This window comes from Nonomuraea rubra (genome assembly GCF_014207985.1).
GTDB classification, from domain to species: domain Bacteria; phylum Actinomycetota; class Actinomycetes; order Streptosporangiales; family Streptosporangiaceae; genus Nonomuraea; species Nonomuraea rubra.
Genome location: NZ_JACHMI010000001.1, coordinates 7,676,165 through 7,690,219, shown reverse-complemented (window position 1 = coordinate 7,690,219; position 14,055 = coordinate 7,676,165). Strand labels below are relative to the sequence as shown.

General features: G+C 73.1%; 12 protein-coding genes. 3 read left to right on the top strand and 9 right to left on the bottom strand.

The features are described from left to right. Window positions 1-80: 80 nt before the first annotated feature. A complete protein-coding gene (locus HD593_RS34985; protein WP_185106206.1) occupies window positions 81-1,001 on the top strand; it encodes a nucleoside hydrolase in 921 nt (306 codons plus the stop codon). Window positions 1,002-1,176: 175 nt separating this feature from the next. Here HD593_RS34985 and HD593_RS34980 read toward each other — a convergent pair whose 3' ends face one another. The 5 genes from HD593_RS34980 to HD593_RS34960 form a co-directional block, all read right to left on the bottom strand. Then, window positions 1,177-1,782, bottom strand: a complete 606-nt coding sequence (locus HD593_RS34980) for a TetR/AcrR family transcriptional regulator (RefSeq protein WP_185106205.1) — start codon at window positions 1,780-1,782, stop codon at window positions 1,177-1,179. Window positions 1,783-1,903: 121 nt separating this feature from the next. Beyond that, complete coding sequence (locus HD593_RS34975) at window positions 1,904-2,347, bottom strand: CBS domain-containing protein (RefSeq protein WP_185106204.1); 444 nt, start codon at window positions 2,345-2,347, stop codon at window positions 1,904-1,906. 79 nt (window positions 2,348-2,426) lie between these two features. Further along, a complete protein-coding gene (locus HD593_RS34970) occupies window positions 2,427-3,098 on the bottom strand; it encodes a potassium channel family protein (protein ID WP_379478842.1) in 672 nt (223 codons plus the stop codon). Beyond that, window positions 3,082-4,431 (bottom strand): TrkH family potassium uptake protein, encoded by a 1,350-nt coding sequence (locus HD593_RS34965; RefSeq protein ID WP_185106203.1) that lies wholly within the window; start codon window positions 4,429-4,431, stop codon window positions 3,082-3,084. The genes HD593_RS34970 and HD593_RS34965 overlap by 17 nt, the downstream gene beginning before the upstream one ends. A gap of 229 nt (window positions 4,432-4,660) precedes the next feature. Beyond that, a complete protein-coding gene (locus tag HD593_RS34960) occupies window positions 4,661-5,026 on the bottom strand; it encodes an alpha/beta fold hydrolase (protein WP_185106202.1) in 366 nt (121 codons plus the stop codon). Between HD593_RS34960 and HD593_RS34955 the strand changes: the two genes are divergently transcribed. After that, complete coding sequence (locus HD593_RS34955; RefSeq protein WP_185106201.1) at window positions 5,025-5,597, top strand: NADAR family protein; 573 nt, start codon at window positions 5,025-5,027, stop codon at window positions 5,595-5,597. The genes HD593_RS34960 and HD593_RS34955 overlap by 2 nt on opposite strands. Here the strand turns inward: HD593_RS34955 and HD593_RS34950 are convergent. Next, on the bottom strand, window positions 5,576-6,103 hold the full coding sequence (locus HD593_RS34950; RefSeq protein ID WP_379478841.1) for an RNA 2'-phosphotransferase: 528 nt from the start codon (window positions 6,101-6,103) through the stop codon (window positions 5,576-5,578). The two genes, HD593_RS34955 and HD593_RS34950, sit on opposite strands and share 22 nt — an antisense overlap. Before the next feature lie 138 nt (window positions 6,104-6,241). Between HD593_RS34950 and HD593_RS34945 the strand changes: the two genes are divergently transcribed. Beyond that, a complete protein-coding gene (locus HD593_RS34945; RefSeq protein ID WP_185106199.1) occupies window positions 6,242-9,175 on the top strand; it encodes an FAD-binding and (Fe-S)-binding domain-containing protein in 2,934 nt (977 codons plus the stop codon). Window positions 9,176-9,252: 77 nt separating this feature from the next. Here HD593_RS34945 and recD2 read toward each other — a convergent pair whose 3' ends face one another. From recD2 to HD593_RS34930, 3 genes are all read right to left on the bottom strand, one after another. After that, window positions 9,253-11,382 carry an SF1B family DNA helicase RecD2 gene (gene recD2 / locus HD593_RS34940; protein WP_312903930.1) on the bottom strand — a complete coding sequence of 710 codons (2,130 nt, stop codon included), beginning with the start codon at window positions 11,380-11,382 and terminating at the stop codon, window positions 9,253-9,255. 172 nt (window positions 11,383-11,554) lie between these two features. Then, on the bottom strand, window positions 11,555-12,802 hold the full coding sequence (locus tag HD593_RS34935; RefSeq protein ID WP_185106198.1) for an erythromycin esterase family protein: 1,248 nt from the start codon (window positions 12,800-12,802) through the stop codon (window positions 11,555-11,557). 37 nt (window positions 12,803-12,839) lie between these two features. Continuing rightward, window positions 12,840-13,973: an acetate/propionate family kinase gene (locus tag HD593_RS34930; protein WP_185106197.1), complete on the bottom strand. Its 1,134-nt coding sequence runs from the start codon at window positions 13,971-13,973 to the stop codon at window positions 12,840-12,842. Window positions 13,974-14,055: the final 82 nt, after the last annotated feature.

The window sequence follows — 14,055 nt, the reverse complement described above, 5'->3', positions numbered from 1 at the left end:
GGGGGTACCGTGTCAAGAAGGCGGCGAGCGGAGCGGAAAAGCCCTGGCAGCCGGGCACGCGAGGCGACAGGATGCCTGGCATGCGCTTGCACCTCGACACCGACCTGGGCGGAGATCCCGACGACGTCTGCGCCCTGGCGATGGTCCTGGGCTGGCCGGGCGTGGAGATCGTCGGCGTCACCACCACCGGCGACCCCGACGGCCGCCGCGCCGGTTACGCCGAGCACTGCCTCCGGCTGGCCGGGCGCCCGGACATCCCGGTCGTGGCCGGGGCGGGAACGTCCACCACGGGCGTCCCCATGGGCGGCCTACCCGATCACGCGCGGTACTGGGGAGTGCCCGTAGACCCTCGCCCAGCACCGCCGGAAGCGGCGATCGACCTGCTGGAGCGCAGCATCGATCAGGGCGCCACCATCGCGGCCATCGGCCCCTTCACCAACCTGGCGCGGCTGCACCAGGCGCGGCCCGGCCGGCTCGACGGGGTGCCGGTGGTGGCCATGGGCGGATGGCTGCGACCCCTCGGCCCCGGCCTGCCCGCCTGGGGCCCGGACATGGACTGGAACACGCAGTGCGACCCCCGCGCCGCCGAGCTGATGGCCGGGCACGCCCGCCTCACCCTGGTCCCTCTGCCCGTCGCCGCCAGGTCGCACCTGCGGGCCGCCCACCTGCCCCGCCTGGCGGCCTCCGGACCCCTGGGCGAGCTGCTCGCCCGCCAGTGCGAGGCCTACGCCGTGGACGCCGGCATGACGGAACTCGGCCGCGCTCACGCCGGGCTACCCGACGACCTGGTCAACTTCCACTGGGACCCCGTCGCCTGCGCCGTGGCGCTCGGCTGGAGCGGCGCCGTCGTCCAGGAGCAGCGGGTGCGGACCGTCCTCGAAGCGGAGCAACTGCGGTTCGAGGACGACGCCGGCGGACGCCGGACGCACGTGCTCACCGACCTGGACGTGCAAGCCTTCGACGACACCTGGATCGAGGCCGTCGAGCGGGCTCAGCGGTAGCTGATCAGCGCTGCTCGTGCTGGGTGCCCGTGGAATGGGACAGCACGGACGAGGAGAAGACCCCGACGCTGTGAGCCCAGAAGTTGTGCCACCAGCTACCGTTGTGGCGAGACATCATCGCTCTCCTCTCCGCCGGACGTTCCGCGTCTTCTGCCGCGGAGCCTAATCGCTTCGCCTAGGATTCGGCGGCGGGCGAGAGGAGCAGCGACAACATCGTCTTGATCAGCACTTCCTCCACCTCCTCCGGCGCGAGCCGGTTCGCCTCGCGCTCCTGGGCGGCGCTGTGGATGAGGGAGAAGAACGCGGTCACCAGCCACGGCAACGGCAGGTCGTCGCGGAAGTCGCCGTCCCGTCGCCCCCGCTCGATGAGCCGTTCGACCCGCCGCAGCGGGGCCTCGTGGTGCTCCCTGATGCGCTCGGTGGCCAGCACCCGGTCGGCCGCCAGGAACAGCCGGCGGTGCCGGTCGAGGACCTCCCACGACGAGCGCAGCAGCCCCGCCATCGCCTCCGGCGCGGGCGCCGTGTCGATCGACTCGTCCTCCAGCACCGCGTCCGCCATGCCCACCGCGTGGTCGAGCACGGCGTCCACCAGCGCCTCACGCGACGGGAAGTGCCCGTACAGGGTGACCCGCCCCACCCCGGCGGCCTTGGCGATGTCGGCCACGCTGGCCGTGGGGTCGGCGCTGAGCAGCCGCGTCCCGGCCTCGAGGATCGCGGCGATGTTGCGCTCGGCGTCCGCGCGCCTGGCGGGTACGGGCTGTCGTGCCGCGGCCTTGACCATGAGACCAGCCTACGACCCCCACCCTCGAACTCCCCGGACGCCCACCCTCGCGCCGTTCGGCGCCCGGTCTCGGCTTCCCCGGACGCGCGTCATTGCGCCCGTTCGTGGCGTTACGCGCCGATCAGAGCTGGAGGGCGTGGTCGAGCAGTGACTGCAGCGTGACGGCCCCGATCAGCCTCTCCTCGTCCATCACCGCGACGAGCGGGCTCCGCGTACGCGCCATCAGCGCCGCCAGCTCCAGCACCGTCGCCTTGGCGTCGGTCACCGGCAGCTCGCGCGGCTGCTCCGGCAGGCACTCCCGCACGGTCTTGCCGCCGAGCCGGTGCAGGAACCGGTCCGCGTGGGCCTCGTCCACCACCCGGGCCAGCGCCGGATCGTCCTGGCAGTACGCCGGCACCGCCAGCCGCAACACCTGCGTGCCGGGCAGGATGCTGTGCGGCCGCCCGGCCTCGTCGACCAGGATGAGCCCGGGCAGGTCCCGGTCGGCCAGCAGCTTGGCCGCCTCCAGCGCCGGGGTGTCCAGGGTGACCGTCGGGAAGTCGACGGCTAGCTCACGTGCGCGCATCGTTCGCCTCCGACCCCCAGCGTAGCCGCCGCGGGCGCCGGGGAGCGCGGACGTCCGGAGTCTCGTGAGCCGAGCCCGCCTACGGCAGCTCGGCGAAGCGTTCGACCTGTTCGGTGGTGCCCGAGACCAGGACGATGTCGCCGTACGACAGCTCCGTCTCCGCCGTGGCGTAGGTGAACTCCTCGTCCGGCGGCTTCACCGCCACGATCGTGACCCCGTACTTGCGGCGCAGGTTGGAGCGGCCCAGGGGGACGCCCACGTACTCCTTCGGCGGGCTGGTCTTGGCGATGGCGAAGTCCTCGTCCACCTGCATGTAGTCGAGCATGCGGCCGCTGACCAGGTGGGCCACGCGTTCGCCCATGTCGTGCTCGGGGAAGACGACGTGGTGGGCGCCGATGCGGCTGAGGATGCGGCCGTGCTGGGTGCTGACGGCCTTGGCCCAGATGTCGTTGATCTCCAGCTCGACCAGCAGGGACGTGGTCAGGATGCTGGCTTCGATGTCGCTGCCGACGGCCACCACCGCCTGGTAGAAGTCCGGCACGCCGAGCTGGCGCAGCGCTTCCATGTCGGTGGCGTCGGCGGTGGCGATCTGCGTGATGCGGCCCGCGAGGCTCTGGGTGATCTTGGGACGGTGGTCGATGGCCAGGACCTCGGTGCCGCGCCGGGTGAGCTCCAGCGCCAGCGAGGTGCCGAACCGGCCCAGGCCGATGACGACGACCGGGTCGCCCTTGTACTCAACCAACGATGACACGCTCCTCGGGTAGCTCGTAGTGCCGGGCGCGCCTGTTGAGTGCCAGGGCGGAGCCCAGGGTGAGTGGGCCGATCCGGCCGATGAACATGAGCACGACCAGCAGCAGGTGCCCGGCCGTGCCGACGTTCGCGGTGATGCCGGTGGACAGGCCCGCCGTTCCGAACGCCGCGACCACCTCGAACAGGACCTGGTCGAGACTGTACGGGGTGAGGGCCAGCAGCAGGTACGTGGCCAGGCCCACGATCGTGACCCCCAGCGCCGTGATCGTCACGGCCTGGCGCTGCGCGGTGTCGGGCAGGCTGCGGTGGCCGATGTTCACCCGGCCCTCGCCGCGCAGCTCGGCCCACACGACGAAGGCCAGCAGCCCGATCGTGGTCACCTTGATGCCGCCGGCGGTGCCCGCGCTGCCGCCGCCGATGAACATCAGCACGTCGGTGGTCAGCCAGCTCGACGGGTGCATCTGGGAGATGTCGAGGGTGTTGAACCCGGCCGAGCGCGGCATGACCGCGGCGAAGAAGGCCGCCAGCACCTTGCCGCCCTCGTCGAGCGGCCCGAGCGTCCTGGGGTTGCGCCACTCGATCACCAGGAACGCCAGGGTGCCGAGCACCAGCAGGACGGCGGTCACCCACACCGTGATCTTCGTCAGGATGGTCCACCTGGCCGGGCGCCGCCAGGAGCGGGCCAGCTCGAACACCACCGGGAAGCCGAGCCCGCTGATGATGCTCGCGATGGCCACGGTCAGGCAGATCCACCCGTCGGACACGAACCGGATGAGGCTGTCGGGCCACAGCGCGAACCCGGCGTCGTTGAAGGCGCTGATCGCGTGGAAGACGCCGAGGTAGAGTGCGCTGCCGAACGGCTCGTCGTACCCGGTCATGAAGCGGGTGGTGAGCACGACAGCGGCGATGGCCTCGCACACCAGGCTGAACACGACCACCTTGCGCAGGACGTGCCGCACGTCGCTCATGCTCAGCGTCTTGGTCTCGGCCTGCACCGCGATCTTGGCCCGCAGCCCTAACCGGCCGGACAGCAGCAGCGTGAACACGGTCGCCATCGTCATGATGCCCAGGCCGCCCACCTGGACCAGCCCGGCGATCACCAGCTCGCCGAACACCGACCAGTGCGACTCGGTGTCCACGATCGCCATCCCCGTCACGCAGACGGCGGACGTCGCGGTGAACAGCGCGGCCACCCAGCCCGCGGACACGCCCTCGGCGGTGGAGATCGGCAGCGCGAGCAGGGTGGTGCCGACCGCGGCGGTCAGGCCGAACGCGGCCACCACGACCTGGGCGGGATGCCTGAACCGGGAGGTGAACGGCGTCAGCACGCCCATCACCGCACCCCGTCGCGGCAGTGACGACTGTCACGACATCGGCCACGCATTCGCGAACGCCTCCCCCGAACATCTGACCGGCAGTCCCTTGCCGACCAGACTTCCCGGCGCACTACCGTAACAGGCCCCGCGAGCGCCAGCGCACCCACGCCTTCTTGACGCAGAAACAATGGGAAAACGATGCGAAGTGGTGCTCATTTGAGCGGGGCGTGACCTCGCCCGGCGTTCTTCACCGCAGCGAGCCGAAGAACTCGCGCAGCTCCGTGACCAGCACCTCGGGAGTCTCCAGCGCCGCGAAGTGGCCGCCGTGACCCAACTCCGACCGGCGCACGACGTTGTGCACCCGCTCGGCCGGCGGCCGCACGGAGAAGTCCGTCGCGAACACCGCCACCGCCGTCGGCACGCTGCCGCGCTCCACCGGCCCCCACATGCTGAAGTCGTTGATCCGCTCGAAGTACGTGTGCGCCGACGACCCTGCCGTCTGCGTGAACCAGTAGACGCTTTCGGACGTTCCGGGTGGCTGGAGTCGGTCGCGCCGCGCAGCTCGCCGGGGGCCGGTCGCCTCACGCGGGCGGCCGGGCATACTGACGGTCATGCCCGATGACCTTCCGATGACCGTCGAGGAGCTGGTCGCCGCCGAGCGGCGCGGCCAGCGCCTGAAATATCTGTACTTCTGGGGGCACCAGCCTGCCCGTGACGGCGGCGTCGGCCAGGGCTGCCTGAGCCAGTGGTGGCCGGTCAGGTTCAGCGAGGGCGGGCACACGTTCGCCTCGGCCGAGCACTACATGATGGCGCACAAGGCGTGGCTGTTCGGCGACGAGGAGATCGCGGCCAGGATCCTCGGCTCCCGGCATCCCCGGCAGGCCAAGGAGCTCGGCCGCGCCGTGCGGGGCTTCGACCAGGCGAGGTGGGAGGAGTGCCGCTTCGACCTCGTCGTACGCGGCAACGTGGCCAAGTTCGGCGAGCACGCAGACCTGGCCGGTTACCTGCTCGGCACCGGCCGGCGCGTCCTCGTGGAGGCCAGCCCCCGCGACCGGGTGTGGGGCATCGGCCTGGCGGCCGGCGACGAGCGCGCCGCCTCCGCCGAGCGGTGGCAGGGCCTCAACCTGCTCGGCTTCGCCCTGATGGCCGCCAGGAGCGTCCTTCAGGACGGGAAGCGCAGGTAACCCGGCGGCACGTGGTCCACCAGCCACACCCCGTTCGCGCTGCGCAGGAACGCGTGCCCGTCGGCGTGCATCACCCCCGACGCCACCACCAGCACCACGGGCACGCCCCGCCGCGCCCCGACCCGCGTGGCCGTCTCCCGGTCGGGCGACAGGTGCACGTGGTGCCGGCCCATCGGCCGCAGGCCCTCCTGCCTGATCGCCGCCAGGAACCGCCCCACCGTGCCGTGGTAGAGCACCTCGGGCGGCTCGATCGCCGTCAGCCCGAGGTCCACCGGCACCGAGTGCCCCTGGCTGGCCCTGATCCGCCCCGACTCGATCGTGTACCGGCGCTTGTCGTTGCCGGCGACGACCACCCGCAGCTCCTCGGGCGTGATCGGGAACCCGTGCGCGGCGGCGGCCCGCAGCAGCTCCTCCACCTCCACCCAGCCGGCCGGGTCGAGCGCGAGGCCGATGCGCTGCGGATCGTGCCGCAGATGCCTGGCGAGATACTTGGAAACGCGTATCATGCGACGTTCGTCCATCACTGGTCATGGTGCCGCGTGCGGCGCCCCGCCGCCAATCGTTATCCCGCCATAGCGGACATTCAGGGCGCGCCTTGGCGTTGCGTTGGGGCTCGGCTGGGACGGCCAGGGTAAGGGCCGGGCATGGACACCCAGGTCACAACGCCCGTCACCCACGCGCCCCCGCCGCGCGAGATCGACGTCGAGACGCTGCGCCGGCGGCTGGAGGAGGCCGTGGACGGGGAGGTGCGCTTCGACACGGGCAGCCGCGCCGCCTACTCCACGGACGCCTCCAACTACCGGCAGGTCCCCATCGGCGTGGTGGTGCCGCGCCACCTCGACGCCGGGGTGGCGGCGGTGTCCGTGTGCCGGGCCAGGGACGTACCCGTGCTGTCCCGCGGCGGCGGCACCAGCCTGGCCGGGCAGTGCTGCAACGTGGCCGTGGTGATCGACTGGTCCAAGCACTGCGGTCAGGTCGAGTCCGTGGACGTGCCGGGGCGGCGGATCACCGTGCAGGCCGGAGCCGTGCTGGACCACGTCAACCACGTCCTGGAACGCGACGGGCTGATGGTCGGGCCCAAACCGTCCAGCCACCGCGCCTGCACCATCGGCGGCATGATCGGCAACGACTCGTGCGGGGCCTCCGCCCAGGCGTACGGGAAGATGGCCGACTCCGTGCTGCGCCTGGAGATCCTCACCTACGACGGCGTACGCGCGTGGGTCGGGCCGACCGGCGCCGACGAGTACGCCCGCATCCAGGCCGAGGGCGGCCGCCTGGCCGAGATCTACCGGCGGCTGCGCGACCTGCGCGACGACACCATGGAGCTGGTCCGCACCCGCTTCCCCCGGCTCGAACGGCGGGTGTCCGGCTACAACCTGGACCAGCTCCTGCCCGAGAACGGCTTCAACCTGGCCCGCGCCCTCGTCGGCAGCGAGGGCACGCTCGTCACCGTGCTGCGCGCCGAGCTGGCCGTGGTGCCGCGCCCGGCCGCCCGGTCGCTGGCCGTCCTGGGTTTCCAGGACATCTTCGCCGCCGCCGACGCCGTCCCCTCCGTCGCCGCGCATCGGCCGCTGGCGCTGGAGGCCATGGACGAGACGATGTACCGGCTGGCCCGGGCCGAGCGCCCGCACGACCCCGCGCTGCGCGACCTGCCGCCCGGGGCCGGATGGCTGCTCGTGCAGTTCGGTGGCGACACGGCCGACGAGGCGCGCCAGCGGGCCGAGGACATGATGCGCGACCTGTGCCGCAGCGACGGCAGGCCCGCGCCGTCGCACGCGTTCCTGGGCGACCCGGCCAGGGAGGACGAGCTGTGGCGGCTGCGCGAGTCGGGGCTGGGCGTGGAGGCGTACCCGCCGACCGGGCGGCAGACGTACGAGGGCTGGTCCGACGCGGCCGTCCCGCCCGAGCGGCTGGGCGCCTACCTGCGTGACTACGACCGGCTGCGGCACCGCCACGGCTACGCCCACTCGGCCCTGTACGGCCACTTCGGGCAGGGCTGCGTGCACGGCAGGCTCCCGCTCGACCTGCACACCGACGACGGCATCGCCCGATACCGCAGGTTCGCCGAGGAGGGCGCCGACCTCGTCGCCTCCTACGGCGGGTCGCTGTCGGGCGAGCACGGCGACGGGCAGGCGCTGGCCGAGCTGCTGCCGCGCATGTTCGGCGAGCAGGTCGTGGAGGCGTTCGGCCGCATGAAGGCCGTCTTCGACCCCCGCGACCGGATGAACCCCGGCAAGGTCGTCCACCCGCACCGCCTCGACGACGACCTGGCCCAGCGGCACTTCTACCCGCTGGAGCCCAGGCACACGTTCTTCGGCTACCCGGCCGACCACGGGCGGTTCGGGCACGCCGCCACCCGCTGCGTCGGGACGGGCAACTGCCGCAAGCACACCTTCGAGGGCGGCGTCATGTGCCCCAGCTACCGGGTCACCCGCGAGGAGGAGCACTCCACGCGCGGGCGGGCCAGGCTGCTGGAGGAGATGGTGCGCGGCGACCTGATCACCGACGGCTGGCGGTCCGAGGCCGTGCGCGACGCGCTCGACCTCTGCCTGGCCTGCAAGGGCTGCCGGGCCGAATGCCCGGTGAACGTGGACATGGCCACGTACAAGGCCGAGTTCCTCGCCCACCACTACCGGCACCGGCTGCGGCCGGCCGCGCACTACTCCATGGGGTGGCTGCCGCTGTGGGCGGCGCTCGCCTCCGCGGCCCCGCACGCGGTGAACGCCCTCACCCAGACGCCAGGGCTGTCACGGCTGGTCAAGGCCGCCGCGGGGGTCTCGGGACGGCGGGCGCTGCCGCGGTTCGCGGGGGAGCGCTTCACCGACTGGTTCAAGGGGCGCGGCGTGGTCGGGCCCGGCACGCGGGGGCGCGTGGTGCTGTGGGCGGACACGTTCTCCAACAACTTCGAGCCGCGCGTGGCGCGGGCGGCCGTGGAGGTGCTGGAGGCCGCCGGGTTCGAGGTGCACGTGCCGCCGGTGACGCTGTGCTGCGGGCTGACCTGGATCAGCACGGGGCAGCTCGGGATCGCCCGCCGGGTGCTGGCGCGCAGCGTGCGGGCGCTGCTGCCGTGGGCCGAGGCGGGGGTACCGGTGGTGGGCCTGGAGCCGAGCTGCACCGCCGTGTTCCGCTCCGACGGGCCCGAGCTGCTCAACACGGCGCAGACGCGGCTCGTGTCCGAGCGCACGCTGACGCTGTCGGAGCTGCTGGAGCAGCGGGCGCCCGACTGGCGGCCGTCCTCGCCGGGCGGATCGGTGGTGGCCCAGGTGCACTGCCACCAGAGCGCCATCATGGGGTACGACGCGGACCGGGCCGTGCTGGCGCGGTTCGGGTTCCGGACGAAGGTGCTCGACTCCGGGTGTTGCGGGCAGGCCGGGAACTTCGGGTTCGAACGGGATCACTACGACGTGTCGGTGGCCTGCGCCGAGGAGGGGCTGTGGCCCGCGGTGCGGTCGGCGAGCGACACGGAGGCCATCCTCGCCGACGGGTTCTCCTGCCGCACCCAGATCGCCGCCGCCCGCACCGGCCGCCAGGGCCGCCACCTGGCCGAGCTCCTGGCCGCCGCCCTCCGCCCGCGCTAGCCGTCAACGCCCGGCGCTTTCACCCGCGTTAGCGCCCGGGCGCCCTCCGCCCGTGTCGGTGCCCCGGCGGCCCGGCCTCATTCGAGGCTCAGCGCGAGCCTGCGCGCCAGGCCCGTGTTCCTGCGATGCCCCAGCCGGTGCACCGCCAGCTCCAGCGCCTCCCGCTGCCCCACCAGCACCACCCACGCCTTGGCCCGCGTCACCAGCGTGTACAGCAGCTTGCGGCGCAGCATGATCCCCCCGGACTCGGCCACGATCGGCGCCACCACGAACGGGTACTCGCTGCCCTGCGACCGGTGCACGCTGATCGCGTACGCGTGCGTCAGGTCGTCGAGCTCGTCGAAGCCGTACCGCACGCTCTCCCCGTCGTCGGTGCGGATCTCGATCATCCGCTCCTCCCGCACCACCGCCGTCACCGTGCCCGTCTCCCCGTTGAAGACGCCCTTGTCGTAGTTGTTGCGGATCGGCATCACCCGGTCGCCCACCCGGAACACCGTGGCGCCCGACCAGTGCTCGGGCTTGTCGTCGGCGGCCGGGTTGAGCTGGTCCTGGATCAGCCGGCCGAGTGCCGTGGCGCCCGTCTCGCCCTTGCGCATCGGGCACAGCACCTGCACCTGGTCGGGCTCGACGTCCTGCTTGCGGGGGATCGCCACCATCGCCAGGTGCGCCACGCGCCGCGCCACCTGCTCGGGATCGTCGAGCTCCTCGAACCAGAACCCGCCCCCGCCGGGCACGGCCGGCAGCCGGCCCGCGCGGATGCGGTGGGCGGCGCCGATGATGCCGCTGCCGTCCGCCTGGCGGAAGACGTGGGTGAGCTGGACCCGCGGGATCGCTGTCACCCGCAGCAGGTCGGCCAGGACGTCACCGGGGCCGATGCTGGGCAGCTGGTCGCCGTCGCCGATGAGCAGCAGGTGGCTGCCGGGCCGGACCGCCGAGGTGAGCCGGGTGGCCAGGTGCAGGTCGAGCATGGACGCCTCGTCCACCACGATCAGGTCGGCCTGCGACGGCCGCTCGTCGAACAGCGTCTCGGGGTCGGGATCGGGCTGCTGGGCGAGCATGCGGTGCACGGTCATCGCGGGCAGCCCCGTCAGCTCCGACAGCCGCTTGGCGGCCTTGCCGGTCGGGGCGGTGAGCGTCACCGAGCCGCCCGCGGCCCGCACGGTGGTGGCGATGGCCTTGACCGTGTGGCTCTTGCCGCACCCCGGACCGCCCGTGATGATCGAGACGGTGCTGGTCAGCGCCATGGTGAGGGCGGCGCGCTGGTCCTCGTGCAGGCCGGGGTCCTCGCGGTAGGCGCGCAGCGGCAGCGTCGAGCGGGCCCCCAGCAGCGCCGCGAGCTGGGCGGTGAGCGCCACCTCGCGGCTGTGCACGTGCTTGGCGTACGCGACCACCTGCCCCGGCTGGTCCGGCGCCGCCTCCACGACGAGCCGCCGGTCGGCCGCCAGCGCGTCGACCATCGGCCGCACGCTCTCCTGATCCTGCTCGATCAGCTCGGCCGCCTCCCTGACCAGCGTGGACACCGGCACGAAGCAGTGGCCGTCGCGGCTGCCCGCCGCCTCCAGCCGGTCGAGCAGCGCCGCCTTGATCCGCTCCGGGCTGCGCTCGGGCACCCCCGACTGCAGGGCGATCCGGTCGGCGATGCGGAACGCGATGCCCCTGACCCGCCCGATCAGCCGGTACGGGTCGGTGGCCAGCACCTCGTCGGCGTCCTTGCCGAACACCTGGTAGATCTTGGCGGCCAGCAGCGGGCTGACCCCGAGCCCCTGCAACGTCACCATGAGCGCGGCGATGGCCTTCTGCTCCTGCCACGCCTGCACGATCTGGCCCTGCCGCTGCGGCCCGATGTTGACGACCTCGGTGAGCCGCTCCGGCTCGCTGTCGATGACCTTGAGCGTGGCCTCGCCGAAGTGGTCGACGATCGCGTACGCCAGCCGCGGCCCGATGCCCCTGATCAGCCCCGACCCCAGGTAGATGCGGATGGCCCGGACGGACGACGGCGTCACCCGCTCGCACCCGGTGACCGCGAAGCGGCGGCCGTAGCGCGGATGCCGGCTCCAGTCGCCGAACAGCCGCAGCGTCTCGCCCGGCTGGATCCCGGCCAGCGCGCGCCCGGTGGCCACGAAGTCGGGCTCGCCGTCGGCGCTCATGCGCGCGACGGTGTACTCGTCCTCGCGGACGTAGACGAGCTGCTCGACGGAGGCCTCCACAGGGGAGATCAAACCATCCGCGACCGACAAACGCCTCGCCTGGCCGCCGTCCAACCTCGCCGCCGTCCAACCTCGCCGCCGTCCCACAGGTGCCGTCCCACAGGTGCCGTCCCGCAGGTGCCGTCCCGCAGGTGCCGTCCCGCAGGCGCCGTCTGACGTGGCGGCGGCCGGTTCACATGGCCGTCGGGTACGTCTCCGGCTCCCTGTCGCCCCACGGCTCGCCGTGCAGCGGGTGCACGGCCCTGGTCTCGTCCAGCCAGAGGAAGGCGTCGTAGCGGCGGCCCGCGACCGTGGGCACGTAGTTGCCCCAGCGCTCCCGCTCCGGGTGGTACACCACGCCGATCGCCCGGTGCGCCATCGGCTCGTCGTACCAGTCGGCCCGCAGGCCGGGCGGCGGCATGAGGAACAGCGCGTCCCGCCCGGGCAGCGCCTCGTGCAGGAACGCCTCCAGCGAGGCGGGCCGCGCCGGCGGCACCCGCATGACGTGGTGCCGCCCGCCCCACCGGTCGCCGGCCACCACGGTGCCGCGGTGCGTGCCGAACCCGACGAGCACCACGTCCTCGCGGTGCCGCTCGCGGGCGAGCTGCCCGAGGTTCGTCATCCCGGCGGCGGCCATGTCGGTGGCGCGGGCGTCGCCGATGTGCGTGTTGTGCGCCCAGACCACGCCCTTCGCCTGGTGGTGCTCGGCCAGCCGGTCCAGGGTGTCGGCCATGTGCACGTCCCTGATGTTCCAGGAGTCGGGGCCGCCTTGGACCATGGCCCGGTAGTAGCGCTCCGCGCCCGCCACGACCTCGGCGTTCTGCCGCACCCCGAGCTCGCCGTCGCCCAGCGTGGCCAGCAGGTTCACCACCTCGTCCTCGCAGCTGTCGGGGACCAGGCGAGTGGCCAGGCCGTACTGCTGCGGGTCGTGGCCGTAGGACTCGAAGCAGTACAGGGCCTCCATCACCGTGTCCATCTGCTGGGGCAGGTGGGCGGCGGCGTAGCGGCGGATGGCGCGCAGGGAGTCCCGGAGGCTGTAGACGTCCAGGCCGTGGAAGCCGCAGCGCTCGCCGGGCGGGCGGCTCGCGTTCCAGTCGCGCAGCCAGCGGCAGAAGGCGACGACCTCCTCGTTGGCCCACATGAACGTGGGCCAGCGCTCGAAGCCGTACAGGGCGTCGTACGGATCGGCGCCGGTGGTGACGGCGCGGTCGATCCGCTCGCAGTCGGGCCAGTCGCCCTCGACGGCGACGAAGCCGAAGCCCTTGTCGGCGATCAGCCTGCGGGTCAGCTCGGCCCGCCACGTGTAGAAGTCGTGGGTGCCGTGGCTGGCTTCGCCGATCAGCACGAATCTGGCCTCGCCGACGCGTTCGAGCAGCGGGCCGAGGTCGTCGGGAGCGGCGAGCGGCAGCGCCGAGCGGCGCACCTCATCCAGGTTCGTCATCGCTCCTCCTCGGCGAGCGCTAGGAGGCGGTGGTTCGTCATGTTTCCTCCTCGGCCAGCATCGCCAGGCATTCGCGGGCGAGCTGCAGCTCCTCGCGTACCTGGACCACCAGCACCGGTACGGCGGCGCCCTCCGCGCTGACGGCCCCGTCGTCGTGGCGGTTGCCCGTGACCGGTGGCTCGACCCCGAGCAGCCCCAGGCGCCGGCAGACGGCCTCGCGCACCTCGGGCTGGTCCCAGCCGATCTCCCCGGTGAACACCAGCGCGTCCACGCGCCGCAGCGAGGTGGCCGCGGCGGCGATCTCCCGCGCCGCCCGGTGCGCGAACACGCGCAGCGCCAGCCCGGCCGCCTCGTCGCCGTCCCGCTCGGCCGCCACCAGGTCCCGCGTGTCCCCGGACCGGCCCCCGGACAGCCCCAGCAGCCCCGAACGGCGCTCCAGCCCCTCGGCCAGCTCCTTCAGCGTCAGCCGCCCCCGCCCGAGCAGCCACAGCAGCATCCCGGGATCCACGCCGCCCGAGCGCTTGCTCATGGGCAGCCCGTCCAGCGGCGTGAAGCCCATCGAGGTGTCCAGGCTGCGCCCGCCCGACACCGCCGCCACCGAACAGCCGCCGCCCAGGTGCGCCAGCACCAGGTCCAGCTCGCCCGGCGGCCGGCCGAGCAGCTCGCAGGCCCGGTCCGCGGCCCAGGCGTACGACAGGCCGTGGAAGCCGTAGCGGCGCAGGCCGTAGCGGTCGCGCCACTCGGGCGGCAGCGCGTACACGGCGGCCTCGTCCGGCAGGCCCGCGTGGAAGGCCGTGTCGGGGCAGAGCACGTGCGGCACGGCGGGAAGCAGCTCGCGGGCCGCCTCCAGCAGGGCCAGCGCGGGCGGCAGGTGCAGCGGTGCCAGGTCCGCGAGCCCGCGCAGCGCCTCGGCCGTCTCGTCGTCGGCCACCGCGGGCGAGCGCACGACGTCGCCGCCGTGCACCAGCCGGTGCGCGACCGCCCTGACGTCGCGGTCGAAGTGGCCGCCCAGGAACGCCGACAGCTCCTCCCTGGCCGAGCCGGGGTCGACGGCGCGCTCCGAGTGCGCGCTGTCCAGCACGCTGCCCCCCTGTACGAGGTCGAGGCGCAGGCTCGACGACCCCGCGTTGACGGTGAGTATCGCCGCCGGCTCCACCACCTGCTCGTCCATGCCGCCCGGCTACCCTTCGGCATTCCGGCAAAACGGACGGGCGGCCTTTACCGCGCTCGGGGGTTGCCTCTCCGAGAGCTCG

What these genes read in the sequence shown, in the direction of transcription:
- HD593_RS34985 (WP_185106206.1), top strand. Translation starts at nt 81, where the DNA reads ATGCGCTTGCACCTCGACACCGACCTGGGCGGAGATCCCGACGACGTC.
- HD593_RS34980 (WP_185106205.1), bottom strand. Translation starts at nt 1,782, where the DNA reads ATGGTCAAGGCCGCGGCACGACAGCCCGTACCCGCCAGGCGCGCGGAC.
- HD593_RS34975 (WP_185106204.1), bottom strand. Translation starts at nt 2,347, where the DNA reads ATGCGCGCACGTGAGCTAGCCGTCGACTTCCCGACGGTCACCCTGGAC.
- HD593_RS34965 (WP_185106203.1), bottom strand. Translation starts at nt 4,431, where the DNA reads ATGGGCGTGCTGACGCCGTTCACCTCCCGGTTCAGGCATCCCGCCCAG.
- HD593_RS34955 (WP_185106201.1), top strand. Translation starts at nt 5,025, where the DNA reads ATGCCCGATGACCTTCCGATGACCGTCGAGGAGCTGGTCGCCGCCGAG.
- HD593_RS34960 (WP_185106202.1), bottom strand. Translation starts at nt 5,026, where the DNA reads ATGACCGTCAGTATGCCCGGCCGCCCGCGTGAGGCGACCGGCCCCCGG.
- HD593_RS34950 (WP_379478841.1), bottom strand. Translation starts at nt 6,103, where the DNA reads ATGATACGCGTTTCCAAGTATCTCGCCAGGCATCTGCGGCACGATCCG.
- HD593_RS34945 (WP_185106199.1), top strand. Translation starts at nt 6,242, where the DNA reads ATGGACACCCAGGTCACAACGCCCGTCACCCACGCGCCCCCGCCGCGC.
- HD593_RS34935 (WP_185106198.1), bottom strand. Translation starts at nt 12,802, where the DNA reads ATGACGAACCTGGATGAGGTGCGCCGCTCGGCGCTGCCGCTCGCCGCT.
- HD593_RS34930 (WP_185106197.1), bottom strand. Translation starts at nt 13,973, where the DNA reads ATGGACGAGCAGGTGGTGGAGCCGGCGGCGATACTCACCGTCAACGCG.